We start from the raw sequence: 22,230 nt of genomic DNA, 5'->3' as shown, positions 1-22,230 counted from the left end.
CGCGGTGACGGGACAGTGCGACCGGCCGGGCCTCTGGGAACCATCGGTGCTCGTATCGAGGCCGTAAGAGCGGGGCGGGGCTGATCCGAGGATCCCGTGTGCCAGCTCCGCAGCCTCCGGCACGCCGGACAGAACATTTGTGTGTGTAACGAAAGGTATAACTCATGCGTAACCGTGTCTTCCTGCGTAGTGCCGGAGAGGGGGTGGTGTCTCGGTGGGCGGCACTGGGGTTGTTGTTCATGGCCCTGACTCTGGTCTTGACGTCGTTCTCGCTCGCCCCGGTTGCTTCGGCGGACCCGAGCGAGACCACGACCACCACCACTCCGGCCACCTCGACGACGAAGGCCCCGCCCGCGTCCACGTCGGAGTCGCCTGCGACCACGACGAAGGCTCCCGCAACCACGACGAAGGCGCCGGCTGCCTCGACGTCCGAGTCGCCTGCGACCACGACGAAGGCGCCGGCCACCTCGACGTCCGAGTCGCCCGCGACCACAACCACGACGACAGCCCCCGCGACAGAGAAGCGGGAAGCAAAGGCTGCCACCCCTCGTGGACTGAATCCGGACATCCAGGTGAAGATCACCGACGTCCAGGTCGAGGGGAAGAACGGCGAGCAGATCACCGTCGGAGATTCCGTCTCGGTGAAGGGCACGTGGGACGCCTCGAAGGCCGACCCGCAGCCGGGCGACGAGTTCACGGTTCAGTTCCCCAAGGAGCTGAAGATCCCGGCGAACCAGCCGATCGAACTCATGGGCGGTGGCGTCGTCTGGGGCGAATGCAAGCTGGTGGCCGCCACCAACCTCATGACCTGCGTGCTGACGGACGCTGTGCTGGAAAACCCCGAGGAGGTGCGCGGCACGTTCGAGGTCTTCGTCAAGGCGGTCCAGTACACCGAGTCCAAGGACGTCGACTTCACGATCAACAATGAGCTGAACCAAGAGGTCCCGCTGCCCGGTGGCGGCGGTATCGGCGACGGTCAGAACCTCGGCGATGTGAAGAAGGCAGGCAAGCTCCAGTCGGACAAGCAGGCCGTGCGCTGGACCATCGACATCCCCGGCTCCGATCTGATCGCTCGGGATCCGGCGGGCACCGGCAAGGTGACGCTGAGCGACACGCTCTCGGAGACCATGAAGCTGTGCGGCGACGGCCGTCTGAACGCCACGCTGGCGTCCGGTCGCCCGAACGACCTCAAGCCGGTCGCGGGCGGCGTCTCCATCACCCAGGCCGAGGCGGGCAAGCCCGTCAGCATCGCGATCGACAACGGCAAGGCCTTCGAGGCGAACAAGCTCTACCGCATCGAATACACCTCGTGCACCTCCAGCGGCGTGGTGGACCCCAAGGACACGCAGTACACCAACTCCATCGACGTAGGCAAGGGCGCGAGCGCTGGCGTCGGGCAGGACTGGACGCCGGACACCAAGGCCAAGAAGTCCGGCAGCTGGGTCGGCGGCTCGCGCTACAACGAGATCGCCTGGACCATCATGGTCCCGGGCAGCGTCGTCGCAGCCAACGAGCACAAGGTCGCCATCGCGGAGACCCTCGGTGATGGGCACGAGGTTTGCGTGAGTGGCCTTGATGTGAAGATCAAGAAGTCCAACTACCTGCCCGGCGCGGACGGCAAGGACCCCGCGAGGACCGACGCCAGCGACCAGTTCACGATCACGAACACGGCGAAGGCGGGCGAGCAGTCGTTCGACATCAACTTCGAGGTGAAGGACAAGCAGTCCTTCGACGCGGAGCAGTACTACTACGTCGAGTTCCGGAGCTGCCTCGCGGACAAGGCCGTGCCGGATGACAAGAACGTCTTCGCCAACGACGCGAAGGTCAACGGCGTGGACGTCAACGCGTCGGTGAAGGGTCCCGGCTTCAGTGGCAAGAAGACCGGCAATCTCAACACCGACCCGAAGGACGTCGCCGGCGAGGCGCAGCCTGCCGGCACCACCATCGACTGGAAGGTGGAGGTCCCCGGACGCCACCTCGAGGGGCTCACGGAGCCGGCGGTCCTCTCGGACAAGTTCTCCGACACGCTGACGGTGTGCGAGGTCACCGGTGATCTGAAGAAGGACCTCAACTTCAAGGTCATCGCGAAGGACTTCCTCGGCAACAACCCCGCCAACCCGGAGCGCGACCTGACGGCCGCCACCGTGGTGACGCGCACCGCCGGCGGCATCGACATCACGCTCCCGAAGGACGCGGCCAAGGGCGACTACAGCCGCGAGACTAGGTACTTCATCGAGTACACGCTCTGCACCACCAGCGGCGGCGTGGACGATCGCGGCACCGGCTACAGCAACACGCTCTCCTACACGGGCGACAGGGAGCTCTCGCACGGCGTCACGCAGCAGTGGGGCGGCAGCGGCACCGGTGAAGGCGTTTCGCGCGGCTCGTTCTCGCTGCTGAAGAAGGCCGACCAGTTCTCCGAGGAGTTCCCGGAGGACACCGAGTTCACGGTGAAGGTCGAGGAGTTCGCACCCGGGAAGACCCCGGGCGTCGATCCGGCGAGCAGCACCTACGAGATCAAGGTGAAGGCGGACGGCACGCCCGTCAGCGGCGTCAACAACCGCGGCAACGGCTGGCAGATCCGGCTGACCGAGATCAACCTGCCCACGGTTCCGGGTGTCACCTTCGAGCCGGGCAAGTTCGTGCCGGCCGAGGGCGTGACGCTCAACGCGGACCGCTCCGAGGCGGTCGTGGCGATCACGCCGAAGACCAACGTCGCCGTCGAGCTCGTCAACAAGGCGGTGCTGGGCTCGGCGAAGATCACCAAGACCGTCGTCAGCGAGCCGGGTGTGACGCTGACCGGCAACGAGGTCTTCGAGTTCAAGGCGGAGATCGATCTCGGCGACGGATCGGGTAACGAGACGCGCGCGTTCACGCTGAAGAACGGCCAGTTCTACAACCTGGACAAGCTGCCGATCGGCGCGAAGGTCACGATCGCCGAGGTGCAGCCGGCGAACACCGACCTCATCACCTGGTCGGAGCCGAAGTTCGAGGCGAGCAACACGCTGACTATCGGTAAGGACGCGGCGGCGAACACCATCGCCGTCACCAACGAGGCCAAGGTCACCCAGGGCACCTTCGAGCTGAGCAAGAAGCTCACGGGCCCCGAGGCGTTCAACACGGAGGTGCCGAAGACCTTCGACGTGGTCGCCACTTGGGACGACGCCGAAGGCAACCCGCAGTCCAAGACCCTGACGCTCCCGTCGAACGGCACAGCGGTTCCGTTCGGTGAGAACCTTCCCGGCGGCACCAAGGTCACGCTGACCGAGACGGTTCCGGCCAACGGAAACGGTCTCGCCTACGGCGTGCCCGCATACACCGGGGACGTCACGATCGGTGAGTCCGGCGTGGTGACAATCGGCAAGGACCTGCGCGAGGTCGAGGTCGTCAACTTCGTCGACAAGAACGACGGCACCCTGCGCGTCCTCAAGCAGATTGAGGGCGAGGCTGCCGGCGAGATCGGCGACGACGTGGAGTTCACGGTCGAGGCCAGCTGGAAGGACGGCGTCGACTACGCCAAGGAGACGCTGACCGTCAAGAAGGGCGTGGCCACGCCGCTGAGCGCCAAGCTTCCCGTCGGCACCGAGGTGACCTTCACCGAGGTTGGTCGCCCGGATCTCGCCGAGGTCGAGTGGGGCACCATCCGGTGGGGCACCGACCCCAACGGTGCGTCCTGGCTCAAGGACAACGGCAATGGCTCCGTGACGGGCATCGTGTCCGACGACCCGACCGAGGGGCGTCTGATCACGCTGTCGAACGAGGCGCTGTGGAAGTTCGGTTCGGTCGAGTTCACGAAGTTCATCCTCGACGGTGACGACCCCGTCCGGGCCACCGATTCCGACCTGCCCGCAGGCGCGGAGTTCCAGGTGCGGATCGACGGCATCGATCCGGCGCTCCCTGTCGGCACCGATTTCCCGGCAGTGGGCGAGACCATCACCCTCAACGCAGGAAACGGCTTCAGCTGGAAGTCCGGCGACGTTCTGCCGCGGAACACCGTGGTCACCTTCTCCGAGGTCGATCCCAACCCTGTGCCCGGCATCGACTGGGCTCGGCCGTACTACTGGGTGGCTGAGGACGCCGGTGACGCGGACTACCGCAACACCGTCGCGATCGTGCCCGGAGCCGAGGCGAAGGTGGAGATCCACAACCGCCCCATCCCGACCACGGACGTGGACATCGAGAAGATCGTGACCGGGCCCAAGGGCAACCAGGTCACGAAGGACCCGTCCACGACGTTCCAGGTCACGGCAACGTGGACGGACGTCGACGACGAGGCGCGTACCTGCGTCCTCGACGTCAAGCCGGGCGGCTCCGTCACCCCGACCGCCCAGTGCGACGCCGCCGTCATCGACGGCCGGGTCCAGTTCCCGCTCGACACCGAGATCACTTTCGTCGAGACTGGCGCCCACACTGACGTGTCCAACGTCAAGTGGGGCGATGTGGTGTGGGGCGTCAAGGAGGGAAGCGCGGACGTCGCCAAGATCGACGGCGAGCCGACCGGGACCTCCGTCACCCTCACCGGCGACGCGAACGGATCAGTGGTGCTGGGACTCGAGAACAAGACCAGCAGCAACGGGCTGATCATCATCCCGATCCCGATCCCGCTGCCGCCGTGGGGCGGCTCGTTGATCCCGCCGGGGACGGGCTCCGAGTGGCCGACCCCTCCGGTCTCCAACCAGCCGGGTCAGCCGGGCCAGCCGGGTGGACCTGTCTCGCCGGAGAAGCCGGGCGAGACCGGCCACAACGGTGCGCCGGGCAAGCCCGCGCCGGGCAAGCCTGCTCCTGACCAGTCGTCGTCCCTGCCCGTAACGGGTGCGAACGTCATCTGGCTCGGCGGTGCAGCGCTCGCGCTGATCGCCGGTGGCGCATGGCTGACCCTGCGTAATCGCAGGCGGGTGTCCGGCGAGGGCTAGTCCCTCAGCCGGCACACGGTGGCGGGGCGGGTGCGACCTCCTCGGTCGCATCCGCCCCGCACCGATCGAATTGCCGCTCACCAGCGGACCAAGAATGTCGCGGCCGATCGTTCGGCCGCCCTCGAAAGGAGAATCTCTCGTGCTCGTCCTTCCGCTTTCTCTTACCTTCGACGTCCAGACGACGGGTTCTGCCGTGATCGACGGTCTCGGTCGACTGTCCGTCCTTCTCTATGATCTGCTCGGCGGCGCCGGGAGCGCTGCGATCAACCTGGGCAGCTAGCTAGTTCGACTCATCTGTGGAAGGGACTCCGGTCCGTGAGTGACAGCAAGATTCCGGGCTCGAATCGGCCACGGCCGGGCGCCGGGCAGATTCTCGGCGAACTGCTCCTCACGGCCGGGGTCGTCCTCCTGCTCTTTGTCTTCTACGAGGCGTTCTGGACCAACATCGTCTCGGGGCGGCTGCAGGACGATGTCAATGCCCGCCTGGATCAAACCTGGGGCAACGACTCCGGGGTGACCGGTGACGAGCCGGTCGCCCCGCCGACCCCGGCGCTCGGCGAAGGGTTTGCGCGCGTTCACATTCCCGCCCTCGACGCCGCCTACGCGGTCGTCGAGGGCACACGCAACGAGGACCTGCGGGCCGGTCCCGGCCACTATGTCGACACGCAGATGCCCGGCGAGCCCGGAAACTTCGCGCTCGCCGGGCATCGCATCGGGACCGGTGCGGTGTTCCAGTACCTGGATCGACTCGACGCTTGCGATGCGGTCGTCGTGGAGACCGAATTCCAATGGGTCACTTACCGAGTGCTCCCGCTCGAGACCTCCTCGCCCGAAAGGCGTGTTGCGGCGGAAGCCTGTCTGAGCCCCGAGCAGGCCGATCGCGTCGCCGACGGCGACTACGCTCAACTCCTGGGACGCCACATCACCGTGCCCACCGATGTCGAGGTCGTCAACCCGCTGCCTGGCGCCCCGTGGGTCGAGCCCGGCCCCGGGCTGGAAAGCATGCTGACGTTGACCACGTGCCATCCGCTGTTCTCGAACGCCGAACGCATGATCGTGCATGCCATGCTCGTCGAAACAACCCCGAAGTCCTCGGGCCACAGCCCCGCGGCATTGCAGGAGAGATAAATGTACGGCTACCTCTGGCGCGCACTCCCCGGCCCTCGTCCGGTGAAGGCCCTGCTGCTGATCGTCCTCGTCGCCGCGCTCCTGCTGCTGCTCATGGAAGTGGTATTTCCCTGGGTGTCCGAGCACATGCCCTACTCGGACGTCACCGTATAGACCGTCCTTGCGGGCTACGCGGTGTCGAGCACCGCGAACGAGTGCCCGGGCAGGACGATTGCCGACGCCGTCTCGTCCACCGTCGGTTCCTCCCACCACAGGATGGGAATCCCGCCGATGGGGACGGTCACCGGGTCGGTGCCCAGATTGCAGGCGATCCGCAGGTCGCCACGGATCAGCGCGATCCAGCGTTCGTTCTCGTCGTACTCGATTCCGAGATGTTCGAGCCAGGGATCGGTCAGTTCGGCACGGTTGTGCCGCAAGGAGATCAGCGCCCGATAACATTCGTGCAGCCGTCCGCGTTCGGGAGTTGACACCTCGGACCAGTCGAGTTTCGATCGCTCGAACGTTGCGGGGTCCTGCGGATCCGGGATGTCGGCGCCGTTCCATCCGTGTTCGGCGAACTCGCGTCGGCGGCCCTCCGCGGTCGCCTTCCCCAGTTCGGGCTCGGGATGGGATGTGAAGTACTGGAACGGCGTTCGTGCACCCCATTCCTCACCCATGAACAGCATCGGCGTGTACGGCGAGCACAGCACGAGTGCGGCCTTGATCGCCAGCTGGCCGTCCGTGAGGTAGGTCCCCGGCCGGTCGCCGGTGGCGCGATTGCCGATCTGGTCGTGGGTGCAGGTGTAGGCGAGCAGGGTGTCGGCGGGAATCCTGCGAATATCGATGGGGCGGCCATGATTTCGGCCCCGGAACGTGGAGTACGTACCGGCATGGAAGTAGCCGTGCGTGAGAGTGTGGGCCAGCGCTTGCAGGGAGCCGAAATCGCCGTAGTAGCCCTGGCGTTCGCCGGACACTGCGGCGTGGATCGCATGGTGGACGTCGTCGTCCCACTGCGCGTCGAGACCGTAGCCTCCGGCGGCACGCGCCGAGATGATCCGGGGGTCGTTGAGGTCGCTCTCGGCGATGAGGGTCAGTGGCCGCCTGAGGTGTGCGGACAGTCGGTGCACCTCGACCGCGAGATCCTCGAGAAGGTGCACGGCGGTGTTGTCGACGAGCGCGTGGACCGCGTCGAGGCGGAGCGCGTCGATGTGGAAGTCGCGGAACCAGTACAGCGCGTTCTCGATGATGTAGCGGCGGACCTCCTGACTGTGCGGGCCGCACAGGTTCACCGCACGCCCCCACGAGTTGGTGCCCTCCGCGAGGTACGGGCCGAACCGGTCCAGGTAGTTGCCGGACGGGCCGAAGTGGTTGTAGACGACGTCGAGGACCACCGCCAGCCCGCGTCGGTGGCAGGCGTCGACGAAGCGTTGCAGGCCGTCCGGGCCGCCGTACGCCTCGTGGACCGCGTACCAGAGCACGCCGTCGTAGCCCCAGTTGTGGGGGCCGTTGAAAGCGGCCACCGGCATCAGTTCGACGAAGCCGACACCGAGCTCGACCAGGTGATCGAGCCGTCCGATCGCGGCGTCGAACGTGCCCTCGGCCGTGAAGGTGCCGACGTGGAGTTCGTAGACGACGCTGCCCGCCAGCTGGCGGCCCGTCCACGCCCTGTCCGTCCAGCCCGCGGGATCGAGCCGGTGCAGCTGCGACGGCGAGTGGACCCCGTCCGGTTGCCGTCGCGAGCGTGGATCGGGCAGCACCGGCGGTGCGCCGTCGAGCACGAACCCGTACCGTGCGCCCGGTTCGGCGGCGACGGCGGCGCGCCACCAGCCGTCGGGGGAGCGGGTCATCTCGTGCGTGTACCCGTCCACCTCGACGCGTACCGACTGCGGAAGCGGGGCCCAGACCTCGAAGGTGTGCACGTGATCAGGATGCACCGATCACGTGCACACCGCAGCCGTCCGGGGTGGGTGTCAGCGAATCAGCGTGCCGAGATCGACGGGCAGCTGGATGCCGGTGACGTGCCGGGCCTCGTCGGAGGCCAGCCACGCGACGGCGTTGGCGATGTCCTCGGGCCGGCTGATCTGGTCCGGCAGGCTACCCATGAAGATCGGGGCCAGGGTGGTGGCGTGCTCCTGGACCAGGGCGTGCATGTCGTTGACCTGCATGCCGGTGTCGACACCGTTGGGGTGGACGCTGTTGACGCGGATGTTGTGTGCGCCGAGTTCCACCGCGAGGGTCTTCGCGAGCCCGGTGACACCGTGCTTGCTGGCGACGTAGTGGGCCAGGAACGGCAGGCCGCGCAGGCCGGCGACCGAGCTGGTGATGACGATCGAGCCGCCCTGGCCCTGCTCGATGAGGTGCGGGATCGCGGCCTTGACGGTGTAGAACACACCGGTGAGGTTGACGTCGAGGGTCTCCTGCCACTGCTCGGGCGTGATCTCCCACGACATGGCGCCCGAGCAGATACCGGCGTTCGCGACGACGACGTCGAGGCGGCCGAGTGCGTCGATGCCGGTGGACAGCGCCGCGGACAGCGCGTCGAAGTCCCGGACATCGGTCTTGGTGGCGACGATCTTGCGGCCCAGGCCCTCGACGAGGGCGACGGTCTCCGCGAGATCGGCCTCGGTGGCGCCGTCGTAGGCGGTGGAGGCGAACTCCGCGCACGCGTCGAGTGCGATGATGTCGGCACCCTCGGACGCGAGGCGGACCGCTTCGGCGCGGCCCTGGCCGCGGGCGGCTCCGGTGATGAAAGCGACCTTGCCGGCGAAACGGTTCGCGCTCATGGGTGTGTTCTCCAGTCCTCGACGATCATGTGATCTGGACCATATTCCGCCGAGAATGTGTGCGGAGGTGCGTTCTCGGTGACCGGGAGCGCGCTGGCGGTCGCGCAGCGGGTGTCTCGCGCATCCGGCCGGGTCACCGCAGGATGCGGGCGGCGCGGGCCGCTCGGAGCCAGTCGGGGTACTCGGACAGCAGCCGGCGGTAGAGCTCGGAGTCGGACAGGGCGTCGACCTCCCGCACGGAGAAGAAGCCGGCATTGTCCACCACCCGGCCCGACAGTGTGTCGAGCTTTTCGAGGATGCCGAAGCTGCTCTTGCCGATTCCGATGAACTGCCAGAACGCCGGTCGCGACGAGGCCTCGCGCATCAGCTTCTGGATCGCCGACCGTTTCTGGAATCCACCGTCCGTGAAGAACAGGACCAGGGTCGGCGTGCTGGTGTCACGGTCGATGCTGGAGAGCACCTCGGACATGATCGGTAGCTCGTCGTTGATGCCGCCGATCTGCTTGTCGTAGTCGATGCCGCCGTGCACGCCGTGCAGGTGCACATAGGTGTCGATCCACTCGTCGGCGCCGTCGACCGTCACATCGGGCAGTTTGGCGAACCGCACCCCGTACAAGTAGGCCTCGAGTCGACCGTCGGAATCGAGCTGCGTCGCTACCGGAACCATGCGGCGCACGATCTCCTGCACCTCTCCGCCCGAGTAGCGGCGGCTCATCGAACCGGTCTTGTCGATGACCAGGATCACCCGGCCCACGGAGTCGTGGGCGCCCTTGGTGAGCAGGATCTTCGCGACTTCCTTCTTGCGGAGGTCGAGCTTCTGCCGCTTCTCGAGTGACAGCCGTGCCTCCGCGGGCACCGATCGGACACCGTCTGCGTCGACCGATGCCGCACCCACCGCCACGCCCACTGGGGTGGACACCGGTGCCGCAACCACGTCCGTCGCGGCCGGCGTTGCCGGCTGGGACGGGGAGTCATCCACGGCGACCCCGTGTTCGGTGACCAGGGCGACCAGGCCACCGTTCCAGCCGGCGCAGACATTGCGGACCTTCCACGTCTCGTTCCTGCGATAGACCTCGAGGAGGACCGCCGAGCGTTCCGTGGTGAGGCCGTCGGTGGCCGCGGTGATCGTCTGCCCGCCGGGCTGGGTGAACGTGACGGCGAGGGTCGGTACCGCGGACAGCGGCCCGGGCACCGTCTCGTCCACGGACACCGCGACCGCGATCATCGTGACGTCGTCGGGGACCGCGGCCAGGTCGAGTCGGATCTGCCCCGACGGGTCGAGTGTGACGGCCCCCTCGGCGGATGCCGGATTGTTGAAGAAGACGAGGTCGTCGTCGCTGCGGACCTTGCGATCGTCTCCGAGTTGGAAGACGAACAGATCGACACTGCCCGGCGCGGTTCCGGTTACGGCGATGACGGCGGGTCGATCGGTGATCGTTGTGTTGGCGCCACGGGTCAGGGTCGTCACGGTGGGATGGGCTCCTCGTCGGGGATGCTTCGGGGCATCGACTCGTCACCCGTGCATGTTTCGGGTGGGGCTGCTAGGTTCGCACGAGCGCCCCAGATGGGCCTACACCGGAGGTAGTGGCTTCACGCTCGAGTCATTCGGCGACTCAGTGTTCCGTGCACTTTGCACCTGCCTCCGAGGTCCTTCGGGTCCTCCCCCGGTAGGTCGTCGGCGCGTGGTGGCACGCTTCTTCGATGTTCTCCCGAGCTGAACCACATCCCTCGGTTGTCCAAAAACCGAAAGGTCATCGAACGATGCCGGCAACGTTCAACCACACGATCATTCCCGCCAGGGACCGCCATGCGTCAGCTGCGTTCTATCGTGAACTGCTCGATCTGCGCGACGCGCCCGCCTGGGGAGTCTTCGCGAACCTGCACCTCGAGGGCGGTGCGCTGCTCCAGTTCGCCGAGCCGCCCTTCGATATCCAGATGCAGCACTACGCCTTCCTTGTCGACGACGCGCAGTTCGACCGGACCTGTGTGCGGCTCCGGTCTGGGGAGATCGAACACTGGGCTGATCCGCAGATGTCGCTGCCCGGACAGACGAACACGGAACACGGTGGGAGGGGCGTCTACTTCAAGGATCCGGCAGGACACGCCGTCGAAGTGATCACCCGCCCGTATCTCTAGCGACTCAGGTGTCGTTCAGGGTCGGTCGAGCCGCACCAGCAGCGCCACCGGGAGTCGCTCGAACACCTTCGTCAGCTGCGCGGCGCCGGCATACAGTTCGCCGGTGAGCCGATCGAACCACTTCCCGTTCGGCAGTGCGACGCTGGAACTGCCCCAGCCGGTTTCGTTCAGCCGCACACTGTGCCGCGTGGCGAGGGCGATGACGTCCGACGCCTGACCGGCCGGGCCCCGGGAGAAACCCACGAGGTGATCGTGCGCGGGCCCGACCGCGAACACGGGGCGGTAGTGGCCGCCGACGAAGCTGTCCGGGCGTTCCCGGCGCAGTCGCAGCGCGGTTCGGGTGACGTGCAGTTTCGCGGCCCCGGACTCGTCGAGCGGCGGTGTCTCCACGCCGGGGATGTCCATCGACTGCAGCAGTCTGCGACGCGGCCGGTAGTCCACCGGGCGCCGGTTGTCGGGATCGACCAGCGAGTCCTCCCACAGTTCGGTGCCCTGGTACACGTCCGGGATGCCCGGCCCGCACAACTGCAGCAGCTTCTGGCCCAGCGCATCCGACCGGCCGTGCGGGGCGAGTTGCTGTGCGACGCGTCCGAGGCTGCGGCCGACCGGGCCGTCGACGACCCCGTCGAGCCAGGCGTGCAGCGCGTGTTCGAAATGCTGGTCGACGTCGGTCCAGGTGGTGCGCACACCGGCCTCGCGGGCGGCCTTCTCCGCATAGCGGTGGAGTCGTTCCCGGAGGGCCGGTGCCGGGATCGATCCGTCCGCCGGCCACACGCCGAACATGTTCTGCCACAGGAAGAGCCCGGTGACGCCATCCGGGCTCGGGGCGGACATCTCCCAGTCGGCGACGCAGCGGGCCCACAGTTCCGGAACCTGCGACAGCACGCCGATGCGCGCGCGGACGTCCTCGCCGCGCTTGGTGTCGTGCGTCGACAGTGTCGTCATCGTTCGCGGCCACAGACGGGCCCGATCGGCGGCGCGGAGATGGAACTCGGCGGGGGAGCAGCCGAGCCTGCCGGGATCGCCGCCCACTTCCAGCAGTGAGACGAGTCGGGGCGTGCGGTAGAACAGGCAGTCCTCGACCGCCTTGGCGGTCAGTGCGCCGCACACCTGATGGAAGCGGGTGCTCGTCTCGGCGGCCGGGTCGGTGAGTGCGCCGGCCAGTGTCGTCAGCGCGGCCGCCCACTCGGGATGTCGATCGAGTGTCTCGCCGATCACCCGGGGGACGGTGCCGGTGAGGGGCGCATAGTCGGCGCGATACACGGGCATATGGACGAGGACCTCGACGAGCGCATCGCGCAACTGCTCCGGGTTGCAGAAGGTGGGCGAGTCGCGCAGCACCGCCCGCACCAGGCGCCGCAGCTCGGGCACCAGATCGGTGCGCGCGGCACGCCGGCGGAGTTCGATTCCGTTGTCGTGCAGCCAGACAGCATCGCCGGGCGCCCCCGCGCGGTCGGCGAGTGCGGTCAGCGTCGCCTCGCCGCCGGGATCGACGAAGACACCGCCGTACTCGGCGAGGGCGTCGTATCCGGTGGTCCCGTCGATCGGCAGCGTCGGGTCCAGCGGTTCCCCGGCCGCGAGAACCTTCTCGGCGAGCAGCCAGCGGTCGGGACCGATCACCTCCCGCAGGGTGCGCAGGTATCGCGACGGGTCGCTCAGTCCGTCCGGGTGATCGACACGGACACCGTCGACCAGGTCGTCCCGCACCCAGGACGAGAACTGGTGGTGGGTCGTGTCGAACACTCGCGGGTCCTCCTGCCGGACCGCGGCGAGGTCGTTGATCGCGAAGAAGCGCCGATACCCCACGACGCCGTCACGCCACCCGACCAGCCGATACGCCTGCCGGTCGTGGACCTCGCGGGGGTCGCCGTCCTCGGTGCCGGGGGCGATGGGGAACCGCAGGTCGCCGAGTGCGAGCATCGGTGTGCCCCGATCGTGGTCGAAACCCACTGCGCCGAGATCGGATTCGTCGGCCAGCACGGGCAGTGCGATCCGGCCGTCCGCGCCGTTGTCCTCGCGCCAGTCGATGTCGAAGAACCGGGCGAACGGTGAGCGGCGCCCGTTGGTCAGTACGTCCCACCACCAACGGTTCTCCCGCGGCCGGCCGATCCCCACATGATTGGGCACGAGGTCGACGATCAGCCCCATGTCGCGTTCGGCGAGCTCCGCGGACAGCGCGACCAGTGCGGCCCGCCCCCCGAGTTCGGCCGAGACGGTGGTCGGGTCGGTGACGTCGTACCCGTGCGTCGAACCGGTGGTGGCGGTGAGGACCGGGGAGAGATAGAGGTGGGAGACACCGAGCCGGTCCAGATAGTCGGCCAGGCGGCGGGCGTCGTCGAGGGTGAACGCGTCACCGCGCAACTGCAGCCGATAGGTGGCGGTGATCGGCCTCATGGCATCCGGTCCCGGCGCAGCACCAGCAGGGATCGGGAGGCAATGACGATCGTATCGCCCGGCAGCACAACAATATCGGTGTCACCGGTGGGCGCGGCGGTGTCCAGCTCGCCGACCCACGGGGTATCGACCCCGCTGCGCGGAACGGTGAACTCCAGGGCCTCGTCGTGGGCGTTGAACAGCAGCAGGAACGAGTCGTCGACCACTCGTCGCCCGCGCTGGTCGGGCTCGGGTATCGCATCCCCGCCGAGATACACCGCCAGGCCCTTGCCGAACCCGCTGTCCCAGTCCGCGGTGGTCATCTCGCGTCCCGTCGGCGTCAACCACGCGATGTCGCGGCTGTGTTCGGCGTCGCGGACCGGGCGGCCTGCGAAGAACCGCCGACGGCGGAACACCGGGTGCGCCGCCCGCAGGGCGCTGACCCGTCGCGTGAACTCGACCAGGTCCGCGTTGCCGTCGAGGAGTGTCCAATCCATCCACGACAGCGGCGAATCCTGGCAGTACACATTGTTGTTGCCCTGTTGGGTGCGCCCCATCTCGTCGCCGTGGGCGAGCATCGGTGTGCCCTGGCTGAGGAACAGTGTGGCGAGGATGTTCCGGCGCTGGCGGGCGCGCAGGGCGAGGATGCCCGGGTCGTCGGTGGGACCCTCGACACCGCAGTTCCAGGACCGGTTGTGGCTCTCGCCGTCGCGGTTGTCCTCGCCATTGGCCGCGTTGTGCTTTTCGTCGTAGGACACGAGGTCGGTGAGGGTGAAGCCGTCGTGCGCGGTGACGAAGTTGATGCTCGCCCCGGGGCGGCGCCCGGTCGCCTCGTACAGATCCGACGACCCGGTCAGACGCGAGGCGAACTCGCCGAGCGTCGCCGGTTGACCCCGCCAGTAGTCGCGCACGGTGTCGCGGTACTTGCCGTTCCACTCGGTCCACGGACCCGGGAAGTTGCCGACCTGGTAGCCGCCCTCGCCGACGTCCCATGGTTCGGCGATCAACTTCACCTGGCTCACCACCGGATCCTGCTGCACCAGGTCGAAGAAGGCCGAAAGCCGGTCCACGTCGTGCAATTCGCGGGCGAGGGTGGACGCGAGGTCGAAGCGAAAGCCGTCGACGTGCATCTCGGTCACCCAGTACCGCAGTGAGTCCATGATCAGCTGCAGTGTGTGGGGATGGCGCGCACCCAGGCTGTTCCCGGTCCCGGTGTAGTCCCGGTACAGCGCGGGGTCCTCGTCGTCCAGCCGGTAGTAGGCGGCATTGTCGATGCCGCGGAAGCAGATCGTCGGCCCGCGGTGGTCGCCCTCGGCGGTGTGGTTGTAGACCACATCGAGGATCACCTCGATCCCCGCCTCGTGGTAGTCGCGGACCATCGTCTTGAACTCGGTGACGACGGCGCTCGGCTTCACGGCCGACGAGTACTCCGCGTGCGGCGCGAGGAACCCGAAGGTGTTGTAGCCCCAGTAGTTCCGCAGTCCCCGATCGATCAGGATCTGGTCGTGCAGGAACTGGTGCACGGGCATCAGCTCCACCGCGGTGACGCCCAGCGACCGCAGATGGTCGATCACCGCCGGGTGCGCCATGCCGGCGTACGTACCGCGGAGTTCCTCGGGCACCCCGGGGTGCGTCGCCGTCATGCCCTTGACGTGCGCCTCGTAGATCAAGGTCTGGTGATACGGCGTCCTCGGCGCGCGGTCGGCGCCCCAGTCGAAGTACGGGTTGATCACGACCGTGGTCATGGTGTGCCCCAGTGAGTCCTCGCCGAAGGTGTACAGCGACGGGTGTCCGTCGAATGCGCCGTCGAACGCCTTGCCGTACGGGTCCAGCAGCAGCTTCGACGGATCGCACCGCAGCCCGGCGTGCGGATCGTGGGGTCCGTGAACCCGGTAGCCGTAGCGTTGACCGGGGGAGACCGAGGGGAGATAGCCGTGCCACACGTGCCCGTCCACCTCGTCCAGCGGGACGCGGGTCTCGGTGCCGTCCCGAGCGATGAGGCACAGGTCCACCGCGTCCGCCACCTCGGTGAACAGTGAGAAATTGGTGCCCGAACCGTCGTAGGTGGCGCCCAGCGGATAGGCGGATCCCGGCCACACCTCGATCGTCGGCGAGGACGCCGAGCCGCCGTCCGCCGGCGCCGAGGGGTCGGTGCGCTCCATGCTGCAGAACCCTAGCCCGAATGATCCGGATGCCGCGCGTGACGGCGACTGGTCGACCGACGTGGAAACCGGAGTCGACGTGCATTCGGGACAACTGTCCTTGAAAGTCCGGACGGGACGGAAGACAATGATTTAACGAATGTGTGCGGTTGTCCGGATCGATCGAAGCCGCCGACGGCGCTAGCGTGGATGCGGTACTCCTTTCTCGGACGAGGTGATTGCTCATGTTCACGGTCCGCGTCGTGGCGCGAGGTGTGGCTGCCGTGCTCGGTTCGGCAGCGGTCGGGGTAGGGGCGTTGGCGGCCGGAGGCGGCGTCGCCGACGCCCAGGAGCCGCCGCCGACGCCGGGCATTCTCGGCATCGAGTTGGACGAGGAAGACGGCCGGCCCACCGTCGAGGTCGACTTCGTCGATCTCCAGGGAGTCCATCGCGAGATCGAGATCGACCTTCAGACGGGCCGCATCATCGAGGACGAACCCGTACGCGGCCAGGTGATCGCGGCGTCGCCCCTCGTGGGGTGAACGAGCCCGCAGAAACCGTCGCATCGAGCCGGAGGGCTGACACTGCCCCGGCTGCGCACGATCAGCCGGTGGGTTTCTCGAGCGGGGCGAACATGTTCTCCCACATCTCGCCCCGCGGGCGGCGGCCGGCGAGTTCGACGAACGCCAACGAAGCGGCGAGCGGCGTTCCGAACAGCACCCCGATCGTCGCGGACGTCGTCAGCCACACGCCGCGTTGCGTCGGTAGGCGCGGCCACAGTCGCGCCAGGATCCACGCCCCCACCGCCACGTTGATCGCGATCAGGGGATTCTCCGGACCCAGACTCACGCCGGCGCCGAGGGCGAGGGCCACCACGAGCGCGAGCGACGGGAGCGAGCGTAGCGGGATCGGGGGGCCGACCAGCCCGGCCGTGGCCGGGTCGGGGCCGCCGTGACCCGGGATCTTCCACACCAGCAGACCGATGAGGAGCCCGATCCCGGTGAGCACGGCGAAGATCCACCATCGGGCATAGCCGTCGAACCCGACGAGGTCCGGGATCCATGTGTAGAGCAGGTCGGTGACCCGGTCGGTGACGATCACCATCCCGATCGGGATGACGGCTGCGGCCACGCCCACGACGACGGCGGGGACGGCCTCACGGGCGATCGTCCCGGTGCTCGGGAACGCGACGTCCAACGGTGCCTCCGACGGTCACGGCACGATGACGGCCCGCCCCCGCAACGTGCCCGCGGCGAGGCGGCGATAGGCCTCGACTCCGTCGTCCAGGCTGAAGCGCTCCACCGCGATGTCCAGGACGCCCTGGTGCGCGAGGTCGATGAGCTCGATCAGCTCGCTGCGTGAGCCCCAGTACGGCGCCGCCACATTGGTCTCGAAAGCGCCGGTGAAGAAGCCGACACGAGCGGTGGCCTTGCCGTCGCCGAGCCCGACGATCGTGACGTCGGATCCCACGCCGGCGACCGCGGTTGCGACGTCGAGCGTCGGCTGCACGGCGACGAAATCGAGAACGAGCGCGGCGCCGGCGGGGCCGGTGATCTTCCGGACGTTCGCGGCAGCGTCGGCGTCGGACAGCACCGCCTCGTGGGCGCCGACCTCACGGGCGAACTGCAACTTCTCGTCGTTGACGTCGAGTGCGATCACCCGAGCGGGAGACAGGTGTCGGAGCAGCTGGATCGCGACATGGCCGAGTCCGCCGGTGCCGATCACCACCGCGGACGATCCGGCCCGCAGCTTGCCCAGCGACCGCTTGATCGCGTGATACGGCGTCAGACCCGCATCGGTGAGAGGAACGGTGGCCACCGGATCGAGATCCCCGATCGGGACGAGGTGCCGAGGTGAGTCCACCACCATGAACTCCGCGATGGCACCGGGCGCGCCGAGACCGGGCGGGTTGATACCGAGTTCCCTTGCCCGCGAACAGTAGTTCTCGAGTCCCTGGGAGCAGTGCCAGCAGCGGCCGCAGCCCCACGGGCCATAGACAACGACGTTGGTGCCGACGTCCAGGTCGGTGACACCTGCGCCGACGGCGGCGACGCGGCCGGCGCCCTCGTGGCCGAGGGTCAGTGGCAGGTCGTAGCCGAACTGTTCCGCCGGCAGGCTCATGATGAACTCGTCCGAGTGGCAGACGCCCGCCGCGGTGATCTCGAGGAGCACCTCACCCGGCCCGGGCTCGGGTTTCGGGATGTCGACCAGCTCGGGTTCGCCGCCGATCCGGGTGTACTGGATTGCTCTCATACTGCGCTCCTTCGTCGATCGTCCGAGGGCCTCGCTCTCTTCGAGCATGGCACGACCGAGGGTCCGGCGCGCTCCGTCCGTGGGGTCGTGCGAGGGTGGTGGGACGGTTCGGACGGGGAGGGGCGAATGCGGTGGAAGAGGCCGATACTGCTGTCCATCTCGGGCCTGTTGCTCGGAATGCTGACGGTCGCCTGGATCCGTGACCACGACGAGTCCTTCTGGCAGTCGCAGATGGTGTGGACGAACCTTCCTGCCGCGGCCCTGGCCGTCGCGCTCGGTGTCCCGAGCGAGATCTGGCCGCGGTCGCGGTGGCTGGCCTGGCTGGGTAGCGTCGCGGCCCTGCTGTATGCGTTGAAGCAGAGCCCGTTCGTGCTGGTCGGCGTGATGGGGGTGGGAATGGGCGGGGTCGGGGATCCCCGGATTCTGTTGATGCCGTTCAGTTGTCTGCTGTTCGGTGCCGCATGGATCGCCTTCGCGGTACGCGCCGGAGGTGTCGAACCCGAAAGGACGGGTGAGCGGGCTTGAATGTTGCCAGATGGTGAATTCTGTGCGATCGGCACAATCGGAAGTCCTCGTCGCGCCCGGAATCGGGCGAAGTCTTGCGCCGGATTGTCGGTTCGATACACAATGGCGCCGACGGTGAGCCGCGAAGAGGGAGGTGGGCGGGTGGGAGACGACACGCGTGCCGATCTGTGGTTGCGGGACTACATCACCACGACGCTGACGAGCGAGCATCTGAGTGCCTTCCTCGCCTTCCTCGAGGAGTCGTTCGCCGCGGATGTGCCGGAACTTGCGGCAGACGCGGAACTGGAGCGGGATCTGCGGTCCGCCATCCGCAGTCAGTTCGGGGCATTCCTCGAGGCCAGTGGCCCGCTGGCCGACGGGCCTGCTGCGGCCCCGGTGTCCGACGCGACCCACGCGCTGGCACGCACCGTGGCCCAGCGGGGACTGGAGCTGCGGGTGCTCTCGCGGATCTACCACGCCGGCCACCGCGCGATGCTGGGCTTCACGTCGGCGCTGATCGAGCAGGAGCCGTTGGATCCCGATTTCAAGATCCAGGTGCTGACCACGATGTGGTCGCAGACCGGCGAACTGCTCAGTTCCATGCTCGACGAGCTTGCGGTCACCTACTCGCAGGAGCGTGAACGTCTGCTGCAGGGCGCCTTTGCGTACCGGATGACGGCGGTGCGGGAGATCCTCGACGGGGGCGGCGACCAGACGCAGGCATCGACCCGGCTGGGATATCCACTGCATCGGACACATATCGCGGTCGTGCTGTGGACGGAGGAATCCGCATCGTTCGGCGGATCCCTCGATCCGGTGGTGGCCCGGTTGGCGGGAGGGCGCCGCAGTCTGTCGATACCGTCCGGCGCGCACGGCGTGTGGTCGTGGATCGCGCAGTTCGGCGACGACGAGTGGGTGATCGATCGGAGTCTGATTCCGGACGGCGTGCGACTCGCGGTCGGTGAACCCGCCCCGGGGATCGAGGGATTCCGCAGCAGCCACCGTGAGGCGCTGGCAACCCAGCGGATCGCCGAGGTCGGCAGGCGTCGGGACGTTCTGACGCGCTACGCGAACGTCGAGGTCGTGTCGATGTTGTCGGCCGATCCCGATGCGATGCGCGCGCTCGTCACGCGGGAACTCGCCGGCCTCCTCGGTGCGGACGCCGCATCCGAACGTCTCCGGGACACGTTGCACGTCGTGTTGGCTTGCCACGGCAACTACGAGGCCGCCGCCCGGCGTCTGGGGATCCACAAGAACACCGTCCGGTATCGCATGCAGAGGGCGGAGGAGATCCTCGGTGGGGACATTCCGGCTCGACGTGTGAAACTCGAGCTCGCGTTGGCGTGTTTCGAGGTGTTTGGTGGATGACCGGTACTTCTTGCCGGCCGAATCGGCGAATCACCTTGGTATTCAGCGATTATGCTGACGGCGTAGCAGCGTCGGGGCACGTTCCACGATGGAGGCCCGGCCATGCGTTCTGTGAAGCGTTGGTCGATCGCTGCTCGGTTCGCAACCGCCGCGGCTGTCGCCGTGCTCCCGATGTACACGGCCGCAGCGGCACAGGCGGACCCACCCGCGAACACGGTGACGTCCTTCGAGATCCCGGTCGGCTACGCCGCGGGATGCCTGCTGACGATGTGGATGTGCTTCGGTGTACCGCCATTTGCCGCGGTGACCCCCACCGCCACGACGGGACCTCCCGGCACCGCGATCTTCGGAACCGAACCTCCTCGGGGTGGAGGTCTCGGCTGCCTCGACCTCGTGGTGGATTGGCGGAATCTGACGACCGGCGCCAACGGCACGACCGTGCTTCGCGAGGAACCTCTCGACGTCGACCGAGTCCTCGGACCGGGGGAGCGGTGCAGATACGTCCCGACTGCGGCAGTCACCGGCAGCGGAACCATCGCAGCAGTCGTGACTATCAACGCGTTCACTTCGTCCAGCGGATACCAGTTGCTGCTCAACCCCGGGCTCGGCGTGTTCACCGTCCCCTGAACGCCGTCAACTGCGCTCGGCACAGTCGAGATCATGGCGAGGGCTCGCCGAGCAGCGAGAGGGATTGCCTACGCCCGGGTTCCGGCTCACTCTGGGCGGGCAACCACTCTGATCTGGACGGTCGGGACTCAACCCCGGAGGTGTCGCAGATGATTCCCAGCGTGTGGCCACTGGTCGGCCTGGGACTGTTGCTCGCGACACCGCCCGTGGTGGCGGCGCTGGCAATGCGAAGGTGGGTTTCCGGGTTGGTCATTGCCGCACTCTTCGGTTTTGTCGATCGCTGGGTTGGTCAACTGGTTCTCCTACTGGGGATCGCTGCGCGCTTCGCGGTTCCCCTGGCACCCCTCGGTACGGTCGCCGCCACGCCGCAGCAGTCTGTCCCGCGCCCAGGGACGCCACCGAGCGGTCCTGTTGCAGAAGCGGGAGGAAGGGCTTGAAGACGCGCCCTGGTCGCGGTTCCCCGGCTCAGTCTCGATCTGCCCGTGTTCCGAGGATTGCTGCGAGTATCGCAGCCACGAGAAGGAAGAGCGCGATTCGTGAACTGCGTTCGGCGCTGTCCAGATCGGCCCACGTAAGTGCCTGGGCAACAGCTGCGATCAGTAGAGCAGAATCGCCGCGCACGAACATCTGTTCATGAACTCCTCCATCTCTGTCAGTCCTTGGTGGTGGAACCCGCCATCCGGCGATAGCCGGCACCCAGTTTCGGGTGCCGGCTGCGGCGTCATGCGGCCCGTGGTCCCGCCCGATTGTGGGCGGGGATGGGGCTCTTGTAGGGATCCACGGTCGAGGGTGGGGTGAACCACGGGTGTCGGTCTGCGCCGATTTGTACTTGCCAGTGTGAGTGGTGGAGGAGTCGGTGGTGGTAGCGGCACAGCAGCACGAGATTGTCGAGGTCGGTGGGTCCGCCGTCTGCCCAGTGCTTCACGTGGTGGCCTTCGCAGTGTGCCGGCGGTGCGCCGCATCCGGGGAAGGCGCAGCCGTGGTCGCGGGCGATCAGAGCTCGGCGTTGTTTCTTGGAGACGGTTCTACTGGTGCGGCCGAGGTCGATCGGTAAGCCGTCGTTCATGACGATGGGGGTGAGGTGGCAGTCGCAGGCGAGGCGTCGGGCGGTGGCGATCGTTAGTGGCCCTATCCACGGCATGACCGCAATACCTTTGTCGCCGAACAGGTCTGGATCGCCAATTGAATCCACGCGCTCGTGATCAGTCTCGGTGCGGGCGAGGTCTTTGGCGTTGACGTGCAGGGATAGGTGGGGGCGTTCTCCACCTTCGATAGGGGCGGCTCCGGAGTCGAGGTAGCGGCGCAGGATTTCCGCGAATGCGTCGGCGCGTCGATGTGCCGGTGTGCGGGTGCCGGAGGGGTCGTCGATCGGGTTCCGGGGCTTCGTGAGCGACGACAACGCAGTCAGGAGCATTTCGCCGGTGACGGCGTCGAGATCGCCCTTGACCACGACGCGTCCGTTCAGGGTGTTCGAGGCGTGGAACTCGTTGCGGTCGGTGTCCTCACTCGGTGGGAGTTCGTCGGATTCGAAGATCCGCTCGAGGCGCGCGATGCAGGTGCGGACGGTCGTCGTGGTCGCGGCAGGTCCGGTGGCGCAGTCCAGCAGCACTTTCCGACACGAGTCCAGCGCCTCGTGGGGCATGCCGCGGGGCGGGGTTTCGCAGAATTTGCCGATCAACGCGGCGTGTTCAGCCGACACGGTGCCGGTGTTGACGGCGTCGGCGATCTCGGGTTGCCGGCTCAGCATGCGTCCCAACGTGAGGATCCGTGCGGCGGCCGGCACTTCCAGCAGGGTGTTCGCGGCGAGCCACTGTTTGACGCTGCGGAATCCGAGGGTGTCGAACGAGACTGCGCGTTCGTCGACCTCGGCGACCATCGCGATCCGCAACGCTTCGAGGCGTTCGATCTCGCGGGAGATGTCGATCGTGTTCTGCAGCAGCGTGATCTCGGGGAGGCGGCGCACGTCGTCGGCATTCAGTCCGGTGGCTGCGGTGCCTGGTTCGATGATTCCCCCCGGATTCATGC

Annotated in this window: 17 protein-coding genes; 9 read left to right on the top strand and 8 right to left on the bottom strand. The window is 67.5% G+C overall.

Going from position 1 to position 22,230, the window contains the following annotated elements; genetic code table 11:
• The first annotated feature begins 164 nt into the window (after window positions 1–164).
• The 4 genes from AC1RIF_RS22910 (at window position 165) to AC1RIF_RS22895 (ending at window position 6,194) form a co-directional block, all read left to right on the top strand.
• Window positions 165–4,913: a DUF5979 domain-containing protein gene (locus tag AC1RIF_RS22910; protein ID WP_492603668.1), complete on the top strand. Its 4,749-nt coding sequence runs from the start codon at window positions 165–167 to the stop codon at window positions 4,911–4,913.
• 139 nt (window positions 4,914–5,052) lie between these two features.
• Complete coding sequence (locus AC1RIF_RS22905) at window positions 5,053–5,193, top strand: hypothetical protein (protein ID WP_181319382.1); 141 nt, start codon at window positions 5,053–5,055, stop codon at window positions 5,191–5,193.
• Between the two features lie 35 nt (window positions 5,194–5,228).
• Entirely contained in the window at window positions 5,229–6,041 is an 813-nt protein-coding gene (locus AC1RIF_RS22900; protein WP_492603667.1) for a class E sortase, read from the top strand.
• Window positions 6,042–6,194: a hypothetical protein gene (locus AC1RIF_RS22895; protein WP_492603666.1), complete on the top strand. Its 153-nt coding sequence runs from the start codon at window positions 6,042–6,044 to the stop codon at window positions 6,192–6,194.
• Window positions 6,195–6,208: 14 nt separating this feature from the next.
• Here AC1RIF_RS22895 and treZ read toward each other — a convergent pair whose 3' ends face one another.
• From treZ to AC1RIF_RS22880, 3 genes are all read right to left on the bottom strand, one after another.
• The gene (treZ, locus tag AC1RIF_RS22890; RefSeq protein WP_492603665.1) at window positions 6,209–7,939 is read right to left on the bottom strand and encodes a malto-oligosyltrehalose trehalohydrolase; all 1,731 of its coding nucleotides are present in this window, start codon (window positions 7,937–7,939) and stop codon (window positions 6,209–6,211) included.
• Window positions 7,940–7,990: 51 nt separating this feature from the next.
• Window positions 7,991–8,803 (bottom strand): mycofactocin-coupled SDR family oxidoreductase, encoded by an 813-nt coding sequence (locus tag AC1RIF_RS22885; RefSeq protein ID WP_492603664.1) that lies wholly within the window; start codon window positions 8,801–8,803, stop codon window positions 7,991–7,993.
• 133 nt (window positions 8,804–8,936) lie between these two features.
• Complete coding sequence (locus AC1RIF_RS22880; protein WP_492603663.1) at window positions 8,937–10,271, bottom strand: VWA domain-containing protein; 1,335 nt, start codon at window positions 10,269–10,271, stop codon at window positions 8,937–8,939.
• 233 nt (window positions 10,272–10,504) lie between these two features.
• Between AC1RIF_RS22880 and AC1RIF_RS22875 the strand changes: the two genes are divergently transcribed.
• A complete protein-coding gene (locus AC1RIF_RS22875) occupies window positions 10,505–10,939 on the top strand; it encodes a VOC family protein (protein WP_492603662.1) in 435 nt (144 codons plus the stop codon).
• Window positions 10,940–10,954: 15 nt separating this feature from the next.
• On the opposite strand, the gene treY is transcribed toward AC1RIF_RS22875, so the two are convergent.
• On the bottom strand, window positions 10,955–13,333 hold the full coding sequence (gene treY / locus AC1RIF_RS22870; protein WP_492603661.1) for a malto-oligosyltrehalose synthase: 2,379 nt from the start codon (window positions 13,331–13,333) through the stop codon (window positions 10,955–10,957).
• On the bottom strand, window positions 13,330–15,474 hold the full coding sequence (gene glgX, locus AC1RIF_RS22865) for a glycogen debranching protein GlgX (RefSeq protein ID WP_492603660.1): 2,145 nt from the start codon (window positions 15,472–15,474) through the stop codon (window positions 13,330–13,332). The genes treY and glgX overlap by 4 nt, the downstream gene beginning before the upstream one ends.
• Before the next feature lie 224 nt (window positions 15,475–15,698).
• Here glgX and AC1RIF_RS22860 point away from each other — a divergent pair, with 224 nt between their 5' ends.
• Window positions 15,699–15,995 (top strand): PepSY domain-containing protein, encoded by a 297-nt coding sequence (locus AC1RIF_RS22860; protein WP_492603659.1) that lies wholly within the window; start codon window positions 15,699–15,701, stop codon window positions 15,993–15,995.
• Window positions 15,996–16,056: 61 nt separating this feature from the next.
• On the opposite strand, the gene AC1RIF_RS22855 is transcribed toward AC1RIF_RS22860, so the two are convergent.
• Together AC1RIF_RS22855 and AC1RIF_RS22850 are read right to left on the bottom strand one after the other, a co-directional pair.
• The gene (locus AC1RIF_RS22855; protein ID WP_492603658.1) at window positions 16,057–16,650 is read right to left on the bottom strand and encodes a chloride channel protein; all 594 of its coding nucleotides are present in this window, start codon (window positions 16,648–16,650) and stop codon (window positions 16,057–16,059) included.
• Between the two features lie 15 nt (window positions 16,651–16,665).
• Complete coding sequence (locus AC1RIF_RS22850) at window positions 16,666–17,706, bottom strand: NAD(P)-dependent alcohol dehydrogenase (RefSeq protein WP_492603657.1); 1,041 nt, start codon at window positions 17,704–17,706, stop codon at window positions 16,666–16,668.
• Window positions 17,707–17,832: 126 nt separating this feature from the next.
• Between AC1RIF_RS22850 and AC1RIF_RS22845 the strand changes: the two genes are divergently transcribed.
• The 3 genes from AC1RIF_RS22845 to AC1RIF_RS22835 all read left to right on the top strand — a co-directional run bounded on the left by AC1RIF_RS22845 (window position 17,833) and on the right by AC1RIF_RS22835 (window position 20,205).
• Window positions 17,833–18,231 carry a hypothetical protein gene (locus AC1RIF_RS22845; protein ID WP_492603656.1) on the top strand — a complete coding sequence of 133 codons (399 nt, stop codon included), beginning with the start codon at window positions 17,833–17,835 and terminating at the stop codon, window positions 18,229–18,231.
• Window positions 18,232–18,372: 141 nt separating this feature from the next.
• Window positions 18,373–19,578 (top strand): PucR family transcriptional regulator, encoded by a 1,206-nt coding sequence (locus AC1RIF_RS22840; protein WP_492603655.1) that lies wholly within the window; start codon window positions 18,373–18,375, stop codon window positions 19,576–19,578.
• Between the two features lie 102 nt (window positions 19,579–19,680).
• The gene (locus AC1RIF_RS22835) at window positions 19,681–20,205 is read left to right on the top strand and encodes a hypothetical protein (protein WP_492603654.1); all 525 of its coding nucleotides are present in this window, start codon (window positions 19,681–19,683) and stop codon (window positions 20,203–20,205) included.
• 721 nt (window positions 20,206–20,926) lie between these two features.
• Here AC1RIF_RS22835 and AC1RIF_RS22830 read toward each other — a convergent pair.
• On the bottom strand, window positions 20,927–22,228 hold the full coding sequence (locus tag AC1RIF_RS22830; protein ID WP_492603653.1) for an HNH endonuclease signature motif containing protein: 1,302 nt from the start codon (window positions 22,226–22,228) through the stop codon (window positions 20,927–20,929).
• Window positions 22,229–22,230 lie beyond the last annotated feature (2 nt).

The organism is Prescottella sp. GW823-FHT02E09 (assembly GCF_058797375.1).
This window is presented reverse-complemented; position numbering and strand designations above follow the sequence as displayed.

Coding starts and splice junctions, on each gene's coding strand:
- AC1RIF_RS22860 (WP_492603659.1), top strand. CDS start 15,699: ATGTTCACGGTCCGCGTCGTGGCGCGAGGTGTGGCTGCCGTGCTCGGT.
- AC1RIF_RS22895 (WP_492603666.1), top strand. CDS start 6,042: ATGTACGGCTACCTCTGGCGCGCACTCCCCGGCCCTCGTCCGGTGAAG.
- AC1RIF_RS22850 (WP_492603657.1), bottom strand. CDS start 17,706: ATGAGAGCAATCCAGTACACCCGGATCGGCGGCGAACCCGAGCTGGTC.
- AC1RIF_RS22845 (WP_492603656.1), top strand. CDS start 17,833: ATGCGGTGGAAGAGGCCGATACTGCTGTCCATCTCGGGCCTGTTGCTC.
- AC1RIF_RS22910 (WP_492603668.1), top strand. CDS start 165: ATGCGTAACCGTGTCTTCCTGCGTAGTGCCGGAGAGGGGGTGGTGTCT.
- AC1RIF_RS22835 (WP_492603654.1), top strand. CDS start 19,681: ATGCGTTCTGTGAAGCGTTGGTCGATCGCTGCTCGGTTCGCAACCGCC.
- AC1RIF_RS22830 (WP_492603653.1), bottom strand. CDS start 22,228: ATGAATCCGGGGGGAATCATCGAACCAGGCACCGCAGCCACCGGACTG.
- treY (WP_492603661.1), bottom strand. CDS start 13,333: ATGAGGCCGATCACCGCCACCTATCGGCTGCAGTTGCGCGGTGACGCG.
- AC1RIF_RS22885 (WP_492603664.1), bottom strand. CDS start 8,803: ATGAGCGCGAACCGTTTCGCCGGCAAGGTCGCTTTCATCACCGGAGCC.
- AC1RIF_RS22875 (WP_492603662.1), top strand. CDS start 10,505: ATGTTCTCCCGAGCTGAACCACATCCCTCGGTTGTCCAAAAACCGAAA.
- glgX (WP_492603660.1), bottom strand. CDS start 15,474: ATGGAGCGCACCGACCCCTCGGCGCCGGCGGACGGCGGCTCGGCGTCC.